Below are 20,221 nucleotides of genomic sequence, written 5' to 3'. Positions count from 1 at the left end.
ACATCAAGCGGATAAGACGGTAAAGGTATTGAATTTCATATTGTTTTGAGTCGTTTAATCCCGATTTATGGTGATTTGATACGCAGTTGTTTTTTATTCGCGCAATTTAATCATCACTTTGCCCGCTAAGAATAATCTCAAAGCAGTGGGTAAAGTGATTTGCTGCCAAAAATGTCAAATCGATGTGTTGTCATTTTTGCAAGGTAAACTACTGGCTTCAATCTGGTTTTTCTAAGCATTAATTGGCGATGATTAGGATTTTAACGATTGCTGTGAACAGAAAATTTAACATCCTCGGTCATTATTTCATAGAAAAATTTATTGAGTGCAGACATTGAATCACAACTAAATGACTGTAATATGGCAATTCTCTTTTAATTAGCAATTTTTGGCTAGGGCGATACTCGCCCCTGTATGTGACGCTCGTGACTGCATTTATTTATCAAGCGCTGCCGATTGCGGGTGGCAAAGAACGTCGTGGGCAAATTGATGCCGATTCGCCGCGTCATGCCCGCAGCCTATTGCGCGAGCAAGGCTTGTTGGCCACGCAATTGCAGCCAGCGCAAAATGTCGAGCAACAATCTGCCCGTTTAAGTCTATCGAGCCAGCAATTGTCCACGCTGACGCGGCAGTTTTCGGCGCTGCTTGATGCTGGCTTAACCATTGACGAGCTGTTGATTGTATTGGCCGAGCAAACCGAGCATCGCAAAACGCAGCAAGTGCTCGCAGGGTTGCGGCAAGACGTGATGGCCGGAATGCCATTGTCACAAGGCATGACGCAATTTCCGCGCGTTTTCCCAATGCTGTATCGCACGCTAGTTAAAGCCGGTGAAGAATCGGGCAAGCTCGCTGGCGTGATGCAGCGCTTGGCCGATTACCTAGAGGCGCGGGGCGATTTAAATAGCAAAATTGCGATTGCGTTTATTTATCCAGCGGTGGTGATGCTGGTATCGGCCTTGGTGATTTTGGGCATGCTCACCTGGGTGGTGCCGCAAATGGTGCAAGTGTTTGAGTCGGCCAAACAAACACTGCCGCTATTGACTCGGGCACTATTGTGGACGAGCGCTGCGATTCAAAGTATCGGCGGCTGGGTGTTGCTCGCCTTGATTTTGGCCAGTGTGGCGGCGTTTTATGCGCTTAAAAAGCCTGAATTGAAATTACGCTTTCACGTTTGGCGTTTAACATGGCCGCTCTTGGGGTATTTAGATCGCCTTGCCAATACCGCCCGCTTTGCCAGTACTTTGGCGATTTTGTCCGGTAGCGGCGTTCCTTTATTAAAGTCACTCGATGCCGCCGAAGGCGTAATGAGTAACCTCAAACTGCAAAGCGCGGTGGTCGAGGTCGCCGCCCAAGTGCGAGAGGGCGTCAGCTTGGCGCGAGCGATGAAAGCGGCAGCGGTGTTTCCGCCTTTATTGCTGCATTTGGTTGCCAGCGGCGAAGCGACGGGACGTTTGGCATTGATGCTCGATCGGGCGGCGATTGAGCAAACCAAAGAGCTCGACCGCAAAGTTACCGCCTTCACCAGTTTGCTCGGCCCAGTGATGGTGTTAGTGATGGGCGCCGTGGTGATGGTGATTGTAATGGCGATCTTGTTGCCGGTGTTTGAGATGAATCAGTTGGTGAAATAGTGCCTTGTGATATTCGACGAGGGTGGCAGCACATCAATACCAAATTTGCATATTGCTACATCATGTGAAGTATATGAATTTAGTCTTTGTTTTGATTGATTTTGGGACGTATACCCATAAGGAGAGGATGTGAAAAAGAGCCGTGGTTTTACTTTGATTGAGATTTTAGTGGTGGTTTCGATTTTGGCGATTTTGGGTGCGTTGATTGTGCCCAAAATTATGGATAGACCGAATGAAGCGCGCATAGTCGCAGCCAAGCAAGATGTATCGTCGATTATGGCGGCGCTTAAATTATATAAATTAGACAACGGTCGCCTGCCGACGACTGAGCAAGGCCTCAAAGCCTTGGTACAAAAACCAACTACAGACCCAGTTCCCATGAATTGGAAATCCGGTGGTTACCTCGAGAAAACGCCGAAAGATCCATGGGGCCAAGATTATGTGTATTTAAATCCCGGTGTTCACGGCGAAATTGACGTTTTGAGCTATGGCCCAGAAGGCCAAGCGGGAGCGGATAAGCCCGAGAATTTGATCGGCTCATGGCAATAATGATTTTTGCTACTGCGAACCGCAAATCCTGCGTTATTGCTGCGGGGAAAAATCCTCATTTACTTGATGTAAATTCCGGTTTTTCTTCTCGCAATGGCTGGTCTTTGCGATTCTCGCTACGCAAAATCGCTGCTACTGCGAACGCAACGATACCTTTAGGAAATTAATTCTCATTGATCGTTCAAAAAAACATTTCATCGGATCGACAGTCGGGTTTCACGCTGCTCGAAATCCTCGTGGTAACGGCGATTATTTTGATTGTCACCAGTGTGACGGTGTTTCATTTTAATCGGGGGGATGGCGCGCAAGCTGCGGCTGAGCGCTTGGTGCTGCAATTTGAAGCTGCGCGCGATGAGGCTTTGGCCAGCGGCCATGCTTTGGCTTGGACTAGCGATGGTGCGGCGTATCAGTTTTGGTTTAAAAATCAGCGCCAAGAGTGGGAAGTATTAAAAGATCGTGAAGGCTTACGTGCCTTGCCGTGGGCAGACGGTGTGCAGGTGCGTTGGCAAAAAATCAATCAGCAAAATCGCCCTTTGGGCGACAAAGTTATTTTCCCCGCCGATGGGGTGATTGAATCTTTTGAGCTTGAGCTACAGGGGCGAGATAGCCTATGGCAAATTACAGGCGATGTGATGGGGCGGTTTAAAGTTAAAACGGTAGAGGCTAATTAATGTCACGTCGATCTTGGGGGTTTACCTTGGTGGAAGTCTTGATCGCGCTGGCGGTGTTGGGCATTACTTTGGCGGCGGCGGCTAAATTGGTGATGGGCTCGACCGACACCTTAATCACCTATCGCACCCGCACATTGGCCAGCTGGGTGGCGAGTAATTTGGTTAATCAACATTTGGCGATGCGGGTGTTTCCAGAAACCGGCTCCACACAAGGGCAAGTGCAGCAAGGCGGGGAGGCGTTTATTTATCGAATGAATGTCAGCCCAACACCCAATTATAGTTTTCGCCGGGTTGAGCTTTTAGTCTCGGTGCCAAGCGACCCTGAGCATGCTTTGGCGCAACAGGTGTTTTATGCTGCGCGGGTGGATTAAGCCGATGGCACGTGGATTTACTTTGCTGGAGGTCTTGGTGGCACTGGCAGTGTTTGCGATCATGAGTTTGATCACGTATCGCGGCGTTAGTATGGTGATTGATACGCGCAGCGCGGTGGTCAGTGAAACGCAGTATTGGCGCGAGCTCACCTTGGCTTTTGAACGAATGGAAAGCGATTTAAGCCAAATCGCGCCGCGCCCTTGGCGCGATGCGGCGGGGCGACTCAATCCGCCGCTGCGTAGCGTAAGCCGTAGCGAGGCGCCGGTGGGTTTGGAATTTATTCGCTTTGATGGCGATCGAGCGCCATTACATGGCATTTATGAGTGCCAAGATCAAGCGCTGAATCTGAAACTATATCCACGCGCAGATTTGCAAGCTGGTGATGAGGCGGTGACGCATCAGCTGCTGACGCAATTAACGCGTTGCGAGATTGATTTTCTCGACGCTAAAAATCAGTGGCGTCTGCAATGGACTGAGGCCAGTAGCCGGCCGCGGGCGATCCGCATTCGGCTCGCCTTTACGCAGCGCGTAGGCGATTTTGAACGGATTTTTTTACTGCCATGAAGCGCAATATCAATCTAAATCGTCGACTATTTCGGCAAACTGGCGTTGCCATTATCGCAGCCTTGATGGTCGCCGCTTTAGTTGCATCCATCGCGGGCTTATTGATGGTGCGCCAGCAACGGGCGCTACAGCAATTAGAGATTCGTAAAGACACGGCCGAAGCGCGTGCGGCGACGTGGTCGGTGCTGCAATTGGTGCGTCTCACCTTGCGCGACGATGCTCGAGCTGGCCAGCCCGATCATTTACGTAAACCGTGGGCGGTGCCGATTCCGGAAATAAAAATAGAAAATGGCGCCATGAGTGGTCGTTTAATTGAGCTCAATGGCCGCTTTAATTTAGGTAATTTAATCGATCAAAACGGCCAACCCGTTGCTGCGGCTTGGGCGGCTTATCCGCGTTTATTGGCCAATTTAGGTTTGCCGAGTAATTTGGCGGACAACTTGCGCGAATATTTCGTGCTGCATGCGGTGCAGCAGGGCGAAAAGAAAATCTGGCTGCCGCTGATTGATGGCCATGAACTGGCGAATGTAGCGGGATATACGCCCGAGGTTATACGTCAGCTTGAGCCCAGTATTGTGACCTTGCCGGTGGCAACGGCACTCAATGTCAATTTTGCTTCGCCCGAAGTCTTGGCGGCATGGGTGCCTCAATTAACGGTATCGGCCGCTGAGCAAGCCCTATCAAAGCGTAGAAGCCAATACTTCAATAGCCCGGCCGATTTAATTGGGCATTTACCCAAGGAAGTTCAAGCGCAAGTACCCGCGCAATTGCTGACAGTAAAAAGCCAATATTTCTGGTCCGAGATGGGCGCGCGATTTGGTAAGGTCTTAATGCAGCACCGCGCATTATTGGATCGCTCAAAAAGTGACATGCCCGTAGTACTCTCAGTTCAAAGAATGTATTAAACGGTGAAAGTGCGCCAAATCACGCGAGTGAAGTGCTCAATGAGCTGGATCAAGATCGCTTGGTTTTATGCATGTAAGCACAATTACTACGATGGCACTTTTCGCTGAAAAGCCTACAATGGCGGCATTCCTATATCGAGAAGCGCATCATGCAGATTACTGTCGTTAATCACCCTTTGGTTCAACATAAATTGGCTTTAATGCGCGAAGCTGATGTTTCGACCAATAAATTTCGCTTGCTGACTGAAGAGTTGGCGCGCTTGCTGGCTTATGAAGCCACACGTGATTTGCCACTCGAAGACGTGACGATTAATGGCTGGTGCGGTGAAGTGGCCGTTAAAAAAATTAAAGGCAAAAAGCTCACCGTCGTGCCTATTTTGCGCGCTGGTTTGGGCATGCTCAATGGCGTGCTCGATTTAGTGCCTTCGGCCAAAATCAGCGTAGTGGGTTTGGCGCGCGACGAAGAAACTTTGCAGCCAGTACCGTATTTTGAAAAATTCGTTGGCGATTTAGAAGATCGTTTAGCTTTGATTATTGATCCAATGCTGGCAACAGGCGGCTCTTTGGTGGCTACGATCGATATGCTTAAACGTAATGGCTGCAAAGAAATTGTCGCCATCGTGATGGTTGCCGCACCTGAGGGCGTGAAGCTAGTGAATGAAAAACACCCTGATGTGCAGATTGTGACCGCCTCACTCGATTCGCATCTAAATGAGCAAGGCTATATCATTCCGGGCTTGGGCGACGCTGGCGACAAGATTTTCGGTACAATTTCTAAGTAAGTCGTACTTGGCTTGGCAAAAACAGGTTTAATGCTTTTTGCCTTGCTAGCGCCGAAACAGCCATCTGCAGGCCCGACTGCAGTATTTAATTCAGACATATCAATAAAATCAATGACGGCACGCGAACATGAATCATGTTGGCGTGACCGCTTGGGGAGAAATCATGTTTTCCGAAGTAAAACAATTTATATCTGGGGCACAAATTTTATTTGTTGCCTTTGGCGCGCTGGTGCTGGTGCCACTTTTGACCGGGCTGAATCCGGCGATGGCGCTACTCGGTGCCGGTGTCGGTACTTTGATGTTTCAGTTGATTACCCGTCGGCAAGTGCCGATTTTTTTAGGTTCGTCATTTGCATTTATCGGCCCAATTATTTTTGCCATGCAAACTTGGGGTCAGGCCGCTACGCAGTTCGGCTTATTCTTTGCTGGGTTTATGTATTTCATCATCGCCGGTTTAATTAAATGGCGCGGCATGGGCTTTATCCATAAATTACTGCCACCCGTGGTGATTGGTCCGGTGATTATGGTGATTGGTTTGTCGGTGGCTGTCGCGGCTTCTGGCATGGCGATGGGTCAAGGCGGCGGTAAGCAGATCGTGCCTTACGGTGTATCGCTATTTCTAGCTACCTTGTCTTTGGCGACGACGATTGCGGTATCGGTATTTGCTGGCGGCATGCTGCGTTTGGTGCCGATTTTATCGGGTGTCGTCGTGGGTTATGTTGCGGCAATCTTTTTAGGCGTGGTTGATTTATCGAGCATTGCCGCTGCGCCTTGGTTTGCGATGCCGCATTTTGTGAAGCCTGAAATCAATTGGGCTGCTGCTTTGTTTATGTTGCCAGTGGCGATTGCGCCAACGATTGAACATATCGGTGCAGTGATGGCGGTAGGTAAAGTAACCGGTACCGATTACACCGAGAAACCGGGTTTGCACCGTACTTTAGCCGGTGATGGCTTGGGTGTATGTTTTGCTGGTATGGTCGGTGGCCCACCCATTACGACGTATTCTGAAGTGACTGGCGCGCTGATGATTACGCGTAATTTTAATCCGGTGATCATGACGTACGCAGCGATTTTAGCGGTGATTTTGGCTTTCTTTGGCAAATTTAATGCGATTTTGGTATCGATTCCATTGCCAGTAATGGGCGGTATTATGGTGCTGTTATTCGGTACGATTGCTTCTATTGGTTTGAAAACCTTGATCGACAGTAAGCTCGATTTAATGGCGCCACGTAATTTAGTGATTGTGTCGGTGGTGCTCACTTGTGGTATCGGTGGTTTGATGGTGCAAGTGGGTAATTTCAACTTGGCTGGTGTGGGCTTGGTGAGTGTATTGGCGATTGCTTTAAATCTATTGCTGCCAGCCGATAAGCACCACGACGGAATTGTTGAAGGGCAAGATATTTAAGGGTATTGTTGTCTATGTATTATATTTAATAACTTAGATTGAAATACCCAAGATCAGCTGGCTGATATTTAGATTAGGTGTTGATGATTTTAAGTGCCTGCGGCACGGTGGTTTACAGTCGCAGTCCGCGACGGGGACCCTCTTTCTTTGACTCGCCAAAGAAAGAGGGGGAAAGAAAGGCGCCCCGAGCGCGCATCGGTCCCCGATGCCCTCGATCGTCGTGAGCCAAACGATATAGCTGTTTGTCTCTCTCCTCACTCGGTGCGCTTAAACGGGTTTTTAAGCCCCAGCTCGACGAGCACGGCACAGCATCAATACCGAATTTGAACATTACCTGCCGCTATTGCGCTAGTCGCGATAGCGGCTTTTTTGTGCCTGTCGTTTATGCAAAGTGGGGCGGTGTTTAATCGACAATAAACAGCGTGGCACCGAGTCGGGTTGAGGAACGATGGGCTTCGGCGTGATCTGCCACTTGATAACTATGGCCTGCGCTCAGTGTAAAACTGCGCCCGTCTTCAAGTTCGGTGTAAAGCTCGCCCGTTAAACACAATAAAATGTGGCCTTTACTACACCAATGATCGGCGAGATAGCCTGCGCTATATTCGACCATTCTGACTCGAATCGCATCAAATTGCTGGGTGCGCCAATACGCCATCCCTGTGATGCCGGGGTGTGCGGTTTTTTCGATATTGGCCCAGTCGGTGACGCCAAAAGGAATATTTGCGATTTGCATGGCAGATGCTCATTCCAATAATGGCCACTTTATACCACGCGCTGCGATAGAGAAGGCAGTGAGCGCGTTGATTTGGTAGAATCGCTACTTATAAAAGACAACTCCAGAGTTTGAGCCGCAATGAGTGAAAAAATGAGCCCTGCAGCGAGTGCAGAAACCGCACCTGTAAACAGTAATTTTATCCGCCAAATCATTGATGCCGATCTAGCCAGCGGCAAGCACACCGCGGTGCAGACGCGCTTTCCGCCTGAGCCGAACGGCTACTTGCATATCGGCCACGCTAAATCGATTTGCCTGAATTTTGGCATCGCTCAAGATTACAAAGGTCTGTGCAATTTGCGCATGGATGACACCAATCCAGAAAAAGAAAACGACGAATACGCCAAAGCCATTGAAGACGATGTGCGCTGGTTGGGTTTTGCATGGAATGGCGATGTGCGCCACTCCTCAGATTATTTTGAGCAGCTTTACGGCTACGCCGTTGAATTGATCAACGCTGGCAAAGCGTATGTGTGTGAGTTGAACGCCGAGCAAATGCGCGACTACCGTGGCGATTTTCAAAAGCCCGGCCGCAACAGCCCGTTCCGTGATCGCACGCCTGCAGAAAACTTAGATTTATTCACCCGCATGCGCGCGGGCGAATTTGCCGACGGTAGCAAAACGCTGCGCGTTAAAATCGATATGCAATCGCCAAACTTAAATATGCGCGATCCAGTGATCTATCGCATTAAACGCGCGACGCATATCAAAACCGGCGATAGCTGGTGCATTTATCCGATGTATGACTACACACACTGCATCTCTGATGCCTTAGAGGGCATTACCCATAGTTTGTGTACCTTGGAATTTGAAGATCACCGTCCGCTCTACGACTGGGTACTCGACAATATCAGCTTGGAATGCCATCCACAGCAGATCGAATTCTCGCGCCTTGAGTTGCTGTATTCGATCACATCGAAACGCAAACTCAATCAATTGGTGACCGGCAATTTTGTTTCGGGTTGGGACGATCCACGCATGACGACGATTAGCGGCATGCGTCGCCGTGGTTATAGCCCTGAAGGCATCCGTTTGTTTGCGCAGCGCATTGGCGTGAGCAAAGGCGAAAACATCATTGATTTCACCACGCTTGAAGGCGCGGTGCGCGAGCAGCTTGAAGGCAGTAGCCCACGCGTGATGGCGGTTTTAAATCCACTTAAAGTCACGTTGACTAATTTTGAAGCGGGCGTAACCGGTTCGCGTAGTGCGCCGTTCCATCCGCATCACGAAGAATTTGGCGAGCGTGAAATCCCGATTGCGCGTGAAATCTGGATTGAGCAAGACGACTTTGCTGAAGTCCCACCCAAAGGCTGGCAACGTCTGACCGTTGGCTCGGAAGTGCGATTGCGTTATTCCTACGTGATTAAGTGTGATGAAGTGGTGAAAGACGCGAGCGGCAAAGTGATTGAGCTGCGTTGCAGTTTGGATACCGAAACGCTAGGCAAAAACCCAGAAGGCCGCAAAGTGAAAGGCGTGATTCACTGGATTTCTGCTGAGCACGCCGTGCCAGCAACGGTGAATTTGTACGAGCGCCTGTTTACCGAAGCGCGCCCTGATGCGGTGCGTGGTGACGATGGCCAGTATGTTGATTTCACCCAATTTATCAATCCTGAGTCGCTGACTTCTATCACTGCGTATGTCGAAAGCTGCGTAGTGAATGCGGCACCAGAAACCCGTTATCAGTTCGAGCGTTTGGGTTATTTCATTACCGATCGTCATCTGCATCAAGCGGGTGGCACGCCAGTGTTTAACCGCACGGTGACGTTGAAAGACAGCTGGGCGAAGTAATCATCCTGTTGGTCGGGTGAATTGGCCTGTTTGCGATGCCGGGTTAGGCCTTGGTCTAACCCGATTTACTCTCTAATACTTTGGGAATTCAGATGAAATCAATGCTTGTCTTGCTGCTGGCCGCTTTGAGTGGCACCGCAATGGCTGAAACAGCCTCTCCTGTGATTTACACCGGTAAAGTCGGTAATGCACCGGTGCAAGTGGCTTTTGATTATTTGAAAGATCGGGTGGCCAATGAGTATGGGATTGGCGAATATCGCGAACTGCTGATTCAGCAAAAATCAGCCAGTGCCGAAGACACCAAAAAAGTCAGCTTGGCCTTGCAAATGCAAGGGCTGCTTGATGACTCAGTGAAAGCGCAGCGCTATCAATTTGCGCTTCACTTTAATGATGAATTGAATGTGTGGTTGATCGACAGCGTAAAGCAAGATTGGCAATGTCGACGTGCAGCAAATAAAGGCTGGACGCAAAAACCCTGCCAATAAATCACGCTGTTGGCCGCGTTGTTGTAGCGGGGTAATTCGACAAACTGGGGGGTAACCCCCGTTTTTATTGCTATCGTTTTTGACCTAGTTGAGCTCAATTCAATGAATACAAACGCCGCGCAAGCGCCAAAAGTGAATCATTTGTTTCGCAATTTTTGGCAATTGGCCAAACCTTATTGGGTGTCAGAAGAAAAATATCGAGCTTGGGGCTTATTGGCGCTGATTATTGCGCTATCGCTCGGCATGGTGTTTATGAGTGTGCAGTTTAATAGCTGGTACAAAGAATTTTACGACACGATGCAAAACCTCGATAAAAAGGGTTTTGAGCAGGCTTTATATAAATTTGGCTATCTGGCGTTTATCTATATCGTGATTGCGGTGTACACGATGTGGTTTCAGCAAATGCTGGAGATCCGTTGGCGACGCTGGGCAACGGAGCATTTTACGGCGCGCTGGTTGGCGGATAATAATTTTTACCGGATTCAATTGACCGATCAAGGCACAGATAATCCTGATCAGCGTATCGCCGAAGACGTGGGGCAGTTTATTGCGATTTCGCTGTCTTTGTCTTTGGGTTTATTGCGTGCATTGGTCACGCTGGTGTCATTTATTGGTATTTTGTGGACGCTATCGGGGCCGATTAGCTTTATGCTGGCGGGCACAGAAATCACCATTCATGGCTATATGGTCTGGGTGGCGATTATTTATGCCGTCATTGGTTCGTTGATTACCGTGCTATTGGGCCGGCCTTTGGTGAGTTTGAATTTCTTGCAACAGCGCTTTGAAGCCGATTTTCGTTTTGGCTTGATTCGCGTGCGCGAAAACGCCGAGTCGATTGCTTTATATCATGGCGATCAAGAAGAGCAGCAGCGCTTATCGCAGCGATTTAATGCGGTAGTGGGCAATTTTTGGGCGCTGATGCGCCGAAATAAAAAACTTACTTGGTTTACGTCGTTTTGGGGACAATTGGCGATTATCTTTCCGCTGATTGTTGCTGCACCACGTTTTTTTGCCAAAGAAATTTCTTTTGGCGGCCTAATGCAGATTAATTCGGCTTTTGGTCAGGTGTATGGTGCTTTAGATTTTGTTATCGGCAGCTTTAGCACCTTGGCCAATTGGAAAGCTATTATTGATCGTTTGTCGACATTTGAAACCAGTTTACAAGCGGCACAAGCCTTGCCCCGTTTGGCGGTGACAGCCAAAGAGGGTGGTATTGAGTGGCGGCAGATTTGCGTCAGTAAACCCAATGGTCAATTGTTGATTGATAATTTGAATTTGCAATTGCGTGCGGGTGACTCGGTGTTGATTCGAGGACCTTCGGGTGCCGGTAAGTCGAGTTTATTGCGAACCTTAGCCGGGTTATGGCCTTATGCTTCGGGTGAGTTGGCGATGCCAACAACAACGCAAGCGTTGTTTTTGTCGCAAAAACCGTATATGCCATTGGGCACTTTGCGCGCCGCTTTGTTCTACCCGCAAGTCGCACGGAACGAAGACGCAACGCTGGCCGATTTGCTTGAATTAGCAGGGCTTAGTCATCTATTGCCGCGACTTGATGAAGTGGATTCATGGTCGCACGTGCTGAGCTTGGGTGAGCAGCAACGCGTGGCTTTACTGCGTGTTTTATTGCTGGAACCGGACTTTTTATTAATGGATGAGTCCAGTTCAGCACTCGATGCGGCTGGCGAAGCCAAGCTCTATGCCGCCGTTGCCGAGTGCATGAAAAAAGGCGTGATGGTGAGCGTAGGGCATCGCTCGGGTCTGATTGAATACCACCGCCAAGTGCTCGATTGTCATGGACAGGGGCAGTGGTCGCTGGCGATTTTGTCTTAGATATTATTGTAGGGTCGGCTTTAGCCGACCTTGTTTTGTCGGCTAAAGCCGACCCTACGTATATGTTGGATTTTTTTAATGTTAAAAAATGATACTTTCTTGCGCGCTTTAATGCGTGAACCTGTTGAATACACGCCAGTGTGGATGATGCGCCAAGCGGGGCGTTATTTGCCGGAATACTGCGCGACGCGCAAAAACGCTGGTTCATTTTTGCAATTGTGCAAAAACACTGAGCTGGCGACCGAAGTCACCTTGCAACCGTTAGAGCGTTTCCCGCTTGATGCGGCGATTTTGTTCTCGGATATTTTGACCGTGCCGGATGCGATGGGTTTGGGTTTGTATTTTGCCGAAGGCGAAGGCCCGAAATTTGAACGTACTGTGCGTACTGAAGAAGACGTTGCCAAACTCTTCGTACCAGATGTCGGCACCGAGTTGAAGTATGTTACTGACGCGGTGAGCTCAATTCGCAAGGCGCTAGATAACCGCGTACCGTTGATAGGTTTTTCGGGCAGCCCGTACACCTTGGCGTGTTATATGGTGCAAGGCGGCAGCTCTAGCGATTATCGTGAAATCAAAACCATGATGTATGCGCGTCCAGACCTGTTGCATCGTATCTTAGAGGTTAATACCCTTACAGTAATTGATTATCTGAATGCGCAAATCGAAGCCGGTGCGCAAGCGGTACAGATTTTTGATAGCTGGGGTGGCTCTTTGCCATACGGCAAATATCAAGAGTTCTCTTTGCAATACATGGCGCGCATTGTGGCTGGTTTGAAGCGTGAAAACGATGGCCGTCGTGTGCCGGTGATTGTGTTTACTAAAGGCGGTGGTCAGTGGCTAGAAGACATTGCCGCGATTGGTTGCGATGCGATTGGTTTGGATTGGACCACTGATATTGGCGAAGCGCGTCGTCGGGTGGGTGACAAAGTAGCGCTGCAAGGTAATTTTGACCCCGTGGCCTTGTTTGCGCCGCCGGCAGCGATTGAAGCAGAAGTTGAGCGCATCTTGACTAGTTACGGCGGCGGTACCGGTCATGTATTTAATTTGGGACACGGAATTTCGCAATTTACCAATCCAGATCATGCTGCGGCTTTGGTTGCGGCGGTGCATCGCTTGTCGCGTAAGGATTAACTTAGGGCGGGTGTTGGTAAGTTGTAATTGCGATGAAAATCAATACTTTGCAGTGGGTTTGTGTAGTCATTTCTTGTGAAGTTACATCAAGTTATGCACATTTGTTAAATTGGTGATTTTTAACTTGTCAATCCCCTGTTAAAAATTTGATGTAAATCGTTGACAAAGTCAAGTTGTTGATTTTATTGGATTTATTTTTGTGTCCAATTTTTGTGCAACCTAAGCATAGGTACAGCTTTATTGGGGTTTTTAGGCTTTTTTGCAACTTGCCCACAAAATTATCCACAGAAACTGTGCATAACCTGCTGGCGAAAGCTTTTGCGTGATAAAGAGAGAGAAAGTGGCTGCTTTTGCCTTGGTTGCACTTGACGTACCGCTTAAAAGGTTGTTCGCTTATGCGGTGGCGGGGTTTACGCCTGCTGTCGGCTCGCGGGTGCTGGTGCCGTTTGGTCCTCGCCGCATTTCGGGCGTGGTGCTTGAATTACGCGACGATGCGGCAGACTTTAAAGGGACGCCTAAGGCGATTTTGGCGGTTTTGGATGATTTGCCGCCATTACCTGCCGAAACCTTGCAGTTGTGTCAGTTTGTTGCGAGTTATTACCACTATCCGATTGGCGCAGTAATCGCCGCTGCGCTGCCTAAAGTATTTCGTAGTCCAACCGTGTTTCGCGAGCCTGCGCCAAGTTTGGTGTATTTTGCCGAGGAACCGGCGCATTTACTGAGTTGCATTTCTTTGCGAGCGCCAGCGCAGCGCCGTGTCGCAGCGTGTTTGTCTGTACCGCATACCCCAGCGGCACTGCGTCGTTTGCATGACAGCGCTTGGCGCTGGGTTAAAGCATGGCATGAACAGGGCTGGCTGCAGTCAGCACTTGAGGCCAAAGTTGTCGCTAAGGCCAGCGAAGATTTGGCGCTCAATGCTGAACAAAGTCAGGTCGTTGCTGAGCTGACGGCGGCGCGTGGTTTTGTGCCGTTTTTGCTGTATGGCATTACCGGTAGTGGCAAGACCGAAGTGTATTTGCAAACCATTGCGCAAGTGTTGGCGCGAGGTCTGCAAGTTTTAGTGTTGATTCCCGAGATTAATCTGACGCCGCAATTAGAAGGGCGCTTTCGTGCGCGCTTTCCGGGTGTGCCGATGGCGGCGCTGCATAGTGGCTTGAACGATACCGAGCGTGCGGTCAATTGGCTGTCGGCACTGCGTGGTGAAGCCAAAATTGTCTTGGGTACGCGTTTGGCGGTGTTTACGCCTTTGCCGCAGCTGGGCATGATTATCGTCGATGAAGAGCATGATCCTTCATTCAAACAACAAGAAGGCCTGCGTTATTCGGCGCGCGATGTCGCCGTGTACCGTGCACGGCAGGCCAAGGTGCCGATTGCGCTCGGTTCTGCCACGCCGAGTATTGAAAGTTGGGCCAATGCCAAAGCGAAGCGCTATCGCATGCTCACTTTGTCTGAGCGCGCAGTGCCCGGCGCCGTCTTACCAAAAATCACTTTGCTACCGGTTAAAAATGTTGGGCTCGTCGATGGCTTGCATGTGATGGCACTGGCTGCGATGCATGCCGCGCTCGATCGTGGTGAGCAAGTGTTGATTTTTTTAAATCGCCGTGGATTTTCCCCTGTATTGCAGTGTGGTGAATGTGGCTGGATGGCCTGCTGTACGCATTGTTCGGCGCGTTTGGTATTGCATTTAAAAGAACGCCGTTTGCGCTGCCATCATTGCGGTTATGAGCAGGCGATTACGCCGGCTTGCCCAGACTGTGGCAATCATGATTTGAAACCAGTTGGGCAGGGCACGCAGCGGATGGAGGAGTCTTTGCCGCTGCATTTTCCGGGCAAAAAAATCTTACGAATCGATCGCGATTCAACCAGTAAAAAAGGCGAATTGGATGCAGCGCTAGCGCAAGTGCATTCTGGCGAGGTTGATATTGTGATTGGCACCCAAATGCTGGCTAAAGGGCATGATTTTGATTTGCTCACGACGGTGGTCGTACTTAATGCCGATACGGGTTTATATAGCGTTGATTTTCGCGCCGAAGAGCGTTTATTTGCATTATTGACGCAAGTGGCCGGGCGAGCAGGACGGCGTGAGCTGCCTGGCGAGGTATTTATCCAAACCGCTTTTTCTGATCATCCGTTTTATCATCAATTATTGGCGCGCGATTTTGCGCCATTTGCCGAGCGTACTTTGCATGAGCGGCAAATGATGTTGTTGCCGCCAGCCAATGCTTGGGCCTTGTTTCGTGCCGATGCACCCGAATTAGAGCAAGCCTTGTCGGCATTGGCGCAAATTCGGGCGTGTATTGCTCCTGAGCCACATTTATTGCTCAATCAGCCGGTGGCGGCGACGATGCTCAAAAAGGCGGGCGTAGAGCGGGCGCAATTATTGATTGCCGCGCAATCCAAGGCGCAACTGCAAGCGGTGCTCGATGAGGCTTTGCCGACGATTACTGCGTTGAAGCTAGCTAAAGTGCGTTGGAGTTTAGATGTTGACCCAATTGAGGTTTAGGGTATATCTGCCTAGCATTTGTTTTATTTAGCTTGTGTTTGTATACCCTTACGCCACGAATGAAGGGACGGCCTTGCTAAATTAAACCTGAGTGGATTTTAAGTAGCGTGATTAGACGTAAAAATGCCAGCATCAGCTGGCATTTTGTATTGTTGATCTTGTTATACGGCTTGATCGTTGGTTTCGCCGGTGCGAATACGAACTACGTACTCAACTGGGCTGACGAAGATTTTGCCATCACCAATCTTGCCGGTGTGGGCGGCTTTAATAATGCCTTCGATGGCGGTTTCCACTTGGTCGTCCGATAAAACCACTTCGATTTTAACTTTTGGCAAAAAGTCGACCACATATTCGGCGCCACGGTAGAGCTCGGTATGCCCTTTTTGGCGGCCAAAACCTTTAACTTCAGTGACGGTGAGGCCGGAAATGCCCAGTTCAGATAAAGCTTCGCGAACTTCATCCAGTTTAAATGGTTTGATAATCGCTTCGATCTTTTTCATGCGGCATTCCGTTTAAAGTGTCAATGGTGATGCCCGAGTATAACTAGGTCGGCTAAATCACGCCAAGTGCTGTGGTTTATTTGACACTGGAATGCAAATAAACCGGCCTTTTTGCAGTATTAAGCCTTAGGCATGATTTTTATTTGTGGGGTGATAAAGGTTAGGGGCTGTTGACGTTTGGTTTGCCAACCGCGTTTGCGCGGAGTTTGGCCTGAGGCAAGGCACGAAGCGCGCAGCGTAGTCATTCTACGCCAGCGCTTTGTAACGCAGCATCAGGTCAAAAGCCGCCAAACCCTGCGGTCTGGGCGTTTTTCGCGGCGACTCTGTGTTGTAGCAAGCTCACATAGAATGACTATGTATCGCTTACTACGCCTTGATTCGCCGCGAAAAGCACTCCAGCGCGGTGGGAAACCAAACGTCAATAGACCCTAGCTGCTTGAAAATAAAAGCAATATTTTTTAATTGCAGTATTTTTTAATAAAAAAGTACAAAAAGACTAGACCACTCGGGGCTTGTTCTGTAAGATGCGGGTCTTGTTGGGGGGGGTTGGCGGAATTGGTAGACGCACTGGATTTAGGTTCCAGCGCCGCAAGGTGTAAGAGTTCGAGTCTCTTATCCCCCACCAGAACAACGATGCAATGCATCAAAACTGAAAAGCCACTTAGCGTATGCAAGTGGCTTTTTTGCGTTTGAAAAAAATAAACCACCATCTTGAAATTACGCTTTTTAATCCGATTTGTTCTGTATTGCTCTGTTTTTCGCTATCTTGATACCGATCAGCGCGTGCGGTGGTCGATGGTCATGCTGTAAAGACTTTGCTATAATGTTGAGCTTTACTGAGTAAAGCTGTCAGAATGGCGCTTTATGGGCATGATTAGGGCAATACGGTGGCCAAATCGGCTTTGATCCGTTTGTTTTATATTTTATTGATTAATAATTTCTTCTGGATGAAATTCATCTGGAAATACGTTTGAGGAATACTGGTAATGCAAGCACAACTGGAAACCCTGAGCGCTCTTGAGCGTCGTCTGTCCATTTCGGTGCCACGCGAAGAAATCGCACAGCAAGTGAATGCCCGCCTCAAGCGCGTTGCAAAAACTGCAAAAATTGACGGTTTCCGTCCTGGTAAAGCACCGATGAATATCGTGGCACAAAGCCATGGTTTCCGTGTGCAAGAAGAAGTTTTAGGTGAAACGGTTGAGCGCGCTTTTGGCGAAGCTGTCGTTGAGCAAAAATTACAAGTTGCTGGCTACCCACGTTTTGAAGCCAAGCAAGATTCAAGTGCCGAAGGCGATTTTGAATTTTTAGCAACGTTTGAAGTTTACCCAGAAGTTAAAGTGGGTGACTTGAGCGGCATCGAAGTTCAAAAACCAACGTTAGTCGTTGGCGATGAAGAAGTTAACAAAACCATCGATATCTTACGTAGCCAACGCACTCGTTTTGAACGTGTTGAGCGTGCTGCAGAGACCGGTGATCGCGTGATCATCGACTTTAAAGGTTCGATCGATGGCGTGGCTTTCGCAGGTGGTTCATCAGACAACTACGCTTTCTTGATCGGCAAAGGCCAAATGTTGCCAGAGTTTGAAGCTGGCGTGATTGGCATGAAAGAAGGAGAAAGCAAAGACGTTAGCGTTGCTTTCCCAGCCGATTACCATGGTAAAGATGTTGCCGGTAAAACTGCCGTATTTGCAATTACTGTGAAAAACGTAGCTGCTGCAAACTTGCCAGCGGTTGATGCAGACTTTGCAAAAAGCTTGGGTATCGAAGACGGCGACGTAGAAAAAATGCGTGCAGAAGTGAAAGGTAATTTGGAACGCGAAGTGCGTTTCCGCCTTAAATCACGCATCAAAGAAAGCGCAATGACTGCGGTGATTGAAGCGACGCCAATGGATTTACCACGTAACTTGATCGCGCTTGAAATTGGCCGTTTGGTTGAAGGTGCGAAGGGCGATTTGCAAAACCGCGGCATCGATCCTGCGACAGTACCGTTTTCACCTGCGATGTTTGAAGCACAAGCTAAACGCCGCGTTCATCTTGGTTTGGCTTTGTCTGAATTGGTTGAAATCGAAAAACTGTCAACTCAGCCAGAACAAGTTAAAGCCATTATTGAAGATTTGGCACAAAACTACGAAGATCCAAGCGAAGTGGTTGCTTGGTACTACGAAAGCGCTGATCGTTTATCTGGCCCAACCAATATGGCTTTGGAAGACAATGTGGTTGAGTTTGTATTGTCAAAAGCTAAAGTAACTGAACAAGCGATTGGCTTTGATGAATTGATGGGCCAACAAGGTCAATAATTTAAACTGAGAGGTTGGAATGTCCAGAATGGAATTTGATCCGCAAAATATCGGTCTAGTGCCTATGGTCGTTGAGCAAAGCGGCCGCGGTGAACGTGCGTATGATATTTATTCACGCTTGCTGAAAGAACGGGTCATTTTCCTGGTCGGTCCAGTGAATGATCAAATGGCCAATCTTGTGGTCGCTCAGTTATTGTTTTTAGAGTCGGAAAATCCAGATAAGGATATTTCGCTCTATATCAATTCTCCTGGCGGTTCGGTAACTGCTGGGATGGCGATTTACGATACGATGCAATTTATTAAGCCCGATGTCTCTACTTTATGTGTAGGTATGGCGGCTTCAATGGGTGCATTCTTATTGTCTGGCGGAGCGAAAGGCAAGCGTTTTTCTTTGCCAAATTCGCGGATTATGATTCATCAACCTTTGATTGGCGGTTTACAAGGCCAAGCTTCGGATATTGAAATTCATGCGCGAGAGTTAATTAAGACCAAACGTACTTTGAACGAATTGTTGGCCAAACATAGCGGGCAAGATATTGAAACGGTTGAGCGTGATACAGATCGTGACAATTTCATGAATGCAGATGAAGCTAAAGCATATGGTTTAGTAGATGAAGTCTTGGTTTCTCGGGCGACTTTGGCAGGTTAACCTCAAGCCGATCTCTAAGTAGCCGCCAGCGAGTCTGGCGGCTTTTCTTTCCTCGGCGAGTTATATTCGGAATGGCTGTTCATGTCTGATAAAGAAAAATTATTGTATTGTTCCTTCTGCGGCAAAAGTCAGCATGAAGTAAAAAAATTGATTGCAGGTCCGCAAGTCTTTATTTGTAATGAATGTATTGATTTGTGTAATGACGTCATTCAAGAAGAAGTGACTGATTTAACCGCTGATTCAATCACGACGGGTGAGGGTAAGCGTTTACCTAAACCAACAGAAATTCGCGATGAGCTCAATCAGTATGTTGTGGGCCAAGAGCGAGCCAAAAAGATTTTATCGGTTGCGGTTTACAATCATTACAAACGTTTGTCGACCAAGGGTCGCGCGGGTAATGATGTTGAGTTGGCTAAATCTAATATTCTGCTCATTGGTCCAACTGGCTCGGGTAAAACCTTGCTGGCACAAACCATGGCTAAATTGCTTGACGTACCGTTTGTGATTGCCGATGCAACGACGCTGACTGAGGCTGGCTATGTGGGTGAAGACGTCGAGCACATTATCGCCAAGCTATTAGCGCAGTGCGATAACGACGTCGAGAAAGCGCAGCGCGGCATTGTTTACCTCGATGAGGTTGATAAAATTGCACGTAAATCTGAAAATCCATCAATCACTCGCGATGTATCGGGTGAGGGTGTTCAGCAGGCGTTGTTGAAATTAATTGAAGGCACGGTGGCTTCGGTGCCACCAAGTGGCGGTCGTAAGCATCCAAATCAAGATTTACCTAAAGTCGATACCACCAATATTTTATTTATTTGTGGTGGCGCGTTTGAAGGTTTGGATAAAATTATCCGTAACCGCTCAGTCAAAGGTGGTATTGGTTTTGGTGCGGAAGTAAAAAGCAAAGACGAGCGTAAAAACATCGGTGAATTGCTGCATGAAGTTGAGCCAGATGATTTAATTCGTTTTGGTTTGATTCCAGAGTTCGTTGGCCGCTTGCCGGTTGTTGCAACGCTGGCTGAACTCGATGAGGCTGCATTGGTGACCATTCTGACTGAGCCCAAAAATGCCTTAATCAAGCAATATCAAAAATTGTTTGAAATGGAAAATGTTGAGCTAGAGATTGGTACTGACGCGTTAGCGGCGATTGCACACAAGGCGATGGAGCGCAAAACTGGCGCACGTGGTTTGCGTTCGATCGTTGAGCAAACATTGCTTGATACGATGTTTGAGCTGCCTGTGATGGAAGGTATTGCAAAGGTTGTTGTTAGCAAAGAAGTGATTACTTCCGCAGCAAAACCTGAGTTTATTGCTGCTACGCCGCAAATTGATACAGCTAGCAAATAAGTAGTTTTTTTCTCGCCCGCTGCGGTTTCCTTGTTTTGGA

18 protein-coding genes and 1 tRNA gene are annotated in these 20,221 nt (G+C 48.6%); 17 read left to right on the top strand and 2 right to left on the bottom strand.

Features of this window, described 5'->3' with window-relative positions; all coding sequences use genetic code 11:
- The first annotated feature begins 425 nt into the window (after window positions 1–425).
- The 8 genes from gspF to K4H25_RS13075 all read left to right on the top strand — a co-directional run bounded on the left by gspF (window position 426) and on the right by K4H25_RS13075 (window position 6,876).
- Complete coding sequence (gspF, locus tag K4H25_RS13110) at window positions 426–1,628, top strand: type II secretion system inner membrane protein GspF (RefSeq protein ID WP_221020907.1); 1,203 nt, start codon at window positions 426–428, stop codon at window positions 1,626–1,628.
- Window positions 1,629–1,757: 129 nt separating this feature from the next.
- Complete coding sequence (gene gspG, locus K4H25_RS13105) at window positions 1,758–2,177, top strand: type II secretion system major pseudopilin GspG (RefSeq protein ID WP_182076688.1); 420 nt, start codon at window positions 1,758–1,760, stop codon at window positions 2,175–2,177.
- Between the two features lie 173 nt (window positions 2,178–2,350).
- Window positions 2,351–2,848 carry a GspH/FimT family pseudopilin gene (locus K4H25_RS13100; RefSeq protein ID WP_221022948.1) on the top strand — a complete coding sequence of 166 codons (498 nt, stop codon included), beginning with the start codon at window positions 2,351–2,353 and terminating at the stop codon, window positions 2,846–2,848.
- Entirely contained in the window at window positions 2,848–3,219 is a 372-nt protein-coding gene (gene gspI / locus K4H25_RS13095) for a type II secretion system minor pseudopilin GspI (RefSeq protein ID WP_221020906.1), read from the top strand. The genes K4H25_RS13100 and gspI overlap by 1 nt, the downstream gene beginning before the upstream one ends.
- Window positions 3,220–3,223: 4 nt before the next feature.
- Complete coding sequence (gspJ, locus tag K4H25_RS13090; RefSeq protein ID WP_221020905.1) at window positions 3,224–3,784, top strand: type II secretion system minor pseudopilin GspJ; 561 nt, start codon at window positions 3,224–3,226, stop codon at window positions 3,782–3,784.
- A complete protein-coding gene (gspK, locus tag K4H25_RS13085) occupies window positions 3,781–4,689 on the top strand; it encodes a type II secretion system minor pseudopilin GspK (RefSeq protein ID WP_221020904.1) in 909 nt (302 codons plus the stop codon). The genes gspJ and gspK overlap by 4 nt, the downstream gene beginning before the upstream one ends.
- A gap of 149 nt (window positions 4,690–4,838) precedes the next feature.
- Entirely contained in the window at window positions 4,839–5,471 is a 633-nt protein-coding gene (gene upp / locus K4H25_RS13080; protein ID WP_221020903.1) for a uracil phosphoribosyltransferase, read from the top strand.
- 163 nt (window positions 5,472–5,634) lie between these two features.
- Window positions 5,635–6,876, top strand: coding sequence for a uracil-xanthine permease family protein (locus K4H25_RS13075; RefSeq protein WP_182076699.1), 1,242 nt, complete (start codon window positions 5,635–5,637; stop codon window positions 6,874–6,876).
- Window positions 6,877–7,279: 403 nt separating this feature from the next.
- Here K4H25_RS13075 and K4H25_RS13070 read toward each other — a convergent pair whose 3' ends face one another.
- Window positions 7,280–7,609, bottom strand: a complete 330-nt coding sequence (locus tag K4H25_RS13070; RefSeq protein ID WP_221020902.1) for a DHCW motif cupin fold protein — start codon at window positions 7,607–7,609, stop codon at window positions 7,280–7,282.
- 120 nt (window positions 7,610–7,729) lie between these two features.
- On the opposite strand from K4H25_RS13070, the gene K4H25_RS13065 reads away from it, so the two are divergent.
- From K4H25_RS13065 to K4H25_RS13045, 5 genes are all read left to right on the top strand, one after another.
- Window positions 7,730–9,436: a glutamine--tRNA ligase/YqeY domain fusion protein gene (locus K4H25_RS13065; protein WP_255587650.1), complete on the top strand. Its 1,707-nt coding sequence runs from the start codon at window positions 7,730–7,732 to the stop codon at window positions 9,434–9,436.
- Between the two features lie 92 nt (window positions 9,437–9,528).
- Window positions 9,529–9,921 (top strand): hypothetical protein, encoded by a 393-nt coding sequence (locus tag K4H25_RS13060; protein ID WP_221020901.1) that lies wholly within the window; start codon window positions 9,529–9,531, stop codon window positions 9,919–9,921.
- 102 nt (window positions 9,922–10,023) lie between these two features.
- Window positions 10,024–11,751 carry an ABC transporter ATP-binding protein/permease gene (locus K4H25_RS13055; RefSeq protein ID WP_221020900.1) on the top strand — a complete coding sequence of 576 codons (1,728 nt, stop codon included), beginning with the start codon at window positions 10,024–10,026 and terminating at the stop codon, window positions 11,749–11,751.
- Window positions 11,752–11,829: 78 nt separating this feature from the next.
- Window positions 11,830–12,882 (top strand): uroporphyrinogen decarboxylase, encoded by a 1,053-nt coding sequence (hemE, locus tag K4H25_RS13050; protein ID WP_221020899.1) that lies wholly within the window; start codon window positions 11,830–11,832, stop codon window positions 12,880–12,882.
- Between the two features lie 340 nt (window positions 12,883–13,222).
- A complete protein-coding gene (locus K4H25_RS13045) occupies window positions 13,223–15,385 on the top strand; it encodes a primosomal protein N' (protein ID WP_221020898.1) in 2,163 nt (720 codons plus the stop codon).
- Between the two features lie 161 nt (window positions 15,386–15,546).
- Here K4H25_RS13045 and K4H25_RS13040 read toward each other — a convergent pair whose 3' ends face one another.
- Window positions 15,547–15,885 carry a P-II family nitrogen regulator gene (locus K4H25_RS13040; protein WP_173531941.1) on the bottom strand — a complete coding sequence of 113 codons (339 nt, stop codon included), beginning with the start codon at window positions 15,883–15,885 and terminating at the stop codon, window positions 15,547–15,549.
- Between the two features lie 540 nt (window positions 15,886–16,425).
- Here K4H25_RS13040 and K4H25_RS13035 point away from each other — a divergent pair.
- From K4H25_RS13035 to clpX, 4 genes are all read left to right on the top strand, one after another.
- Window positions 16,426–16,510, top strand: a tRNA-Leu gene (locus tag K4H25_RS13035).
- Between the two features lie 361 nt (window positions 16,511–16,871).
- Window positions 16,872–18,182 (top strand): trigger factor, encoded by a 1,311-nt coding sequence (tig, locus tag K4H25_RS13030; protein WP_221020897.1) that lies wholly within the window; start codon window positions 16,872–16,874, stop codon window positions 18,180–18,182.
- A gap of 19 nt (window positions 18,183–18,201) precedes the next feature.
- The gene (gene clpP / locus K4H25_RS13025) at window positions 18,202–18,831 is read left to right on the top strand and encodes an ATP-dependent Clp endopeptidase proteolytic subunit ClpP (RefSeq protein WP_173531939.1); all 630 of its coding nucleotides are present in this window, start codon (window positions 18,202–18,204) and stop codon (window positions 18,829–18,831) included.
- An 81-nt stretch (window positions 18,832–18,912) separates the two neighbouring features.
- Window positions 18,913–20,181: an ATP-dependent Clp protease ATP-binding subunit ClpX gene (gene clpX, locus K4H25_RS13020; protein ID WP_221020896.1), complete on the top strand. Its 1,269-nt coding sequence runs from the start codon at window positions 18,913–18,915 to the stop codon at window positions 20,179–20,181.
- Window positions 20,182–20,221: the final 40 nt, after the last annotated feature.

Source organism: Deefgea piscis, assembly GCF_019665785.1.
Taxonomy (GTDB): domain Bacteria; phylum Pseudomonadota; class Gammaproteobacteria; order Burkholderiales; family Chitinibacteraceae; genus Deefgea.
Note: the sequence above shows the minus strand (reverse complement) of the source record. Positions and strands in the feature narration are given on the sequence as shown.

Excerpts from the sequence above, each read along its gene's own strand:
- gspI (WP_221020906.1), top strand. The coding sequence starts at position 2,848 with ATGTCACGTCGATCTTGGGGGTTTACCTTGGTGGAAGTCTTGATCGCG.
- gspJ (WP_221020905.1), top strand. The coding sequence starts at position 3,224 with ATGGCACGTGGATTTACTTTGCTGGAGGTCTTGGTGGCACTGGCAGTG.
- gspK (WP_221020904.1), top strand. The coding sequence starts at position 3,781 with ATGAAGCGCAATATCAATCTAAATCGTCGACTATTTCGGCAAACTGGC.
- upp (WP_221020903.1), top strand. The coding sequence starts at position 4,839 with ATGCAGATTACTGTCGTTAATCACCCTTTGGTTCAACATAAATTGGCT.
- K4H25_RS13075 (WP_182076699.1), top strand. The coding sequence starts at position 5,635 with ATGTTTTCCGAAGTAAAACAATTTATATCTGGGGCACAAATTTTATTT.
- K4H25_RS13070 (WP_221020902.1), bottom strand. The coding sequence starts at position 7,609 with ATGCAAATCGCAAATATTCCTTTTGGCGTCACCGACTGGGCCAATATC.
- K4H25_RS13065 (WP_255587650.1), top strand. The coding sequence starts at position 7,730 with ATGAGTGAAAAAATGAGCCCTGCAGCGAGTGCAGAAACCGCACCTGTA.
- K4H25_RS13060 (WP_221020901.1), top strand. The coding sequence starts at position 9,529 with ATGAAATCAATGCTTGTCTTGCTGCTGGCCGCTTTGAGTGGCACCGCA.
- K4H25_RS13055 (WP_221020900.1), top strand. The coding sequence starts at position 10,024 with ATGAATACAAACGCCGCGCAAGCGCCAAAAGTGAATCATTTGTTTCGC.
- hemE (WP_221020899.1), top strand. The coding sequence starts at position 11,830 with ATGTTAAAAAATGATACTTTCTTGCGCGCTTTAATGCGTGAACCTGTT.
- K4H25_RS13040 (WP_173531941.1), bottom strand. The coding sequence starts at position 15,885 with ATGAAAAAGATCGAAGCGATTATCAAACCATTTAAACTGGATGAAGTT.
- tig (WP_221020897.1), top strand. The coding sequence starts at position 16,872 with ATGCAAGCACAACTGGAAACCCTGAGCGCTCTTGAGCGTCGTCTGTCC.
- clpP (WP_173531939.1), top strand. The coding sequence starts at position 18,202 with ATGTCCAGAATGGAATTTGATCCGCAAAATATCGGTCTAGTGCCTATG.
- clpX (WP_221020896.1), top strand. The coding sequence starts at position 18,913 with ATGTCTGATAAAGAAAAATTATTGTATTGTTCCTTCTGCGGCAAAAGT.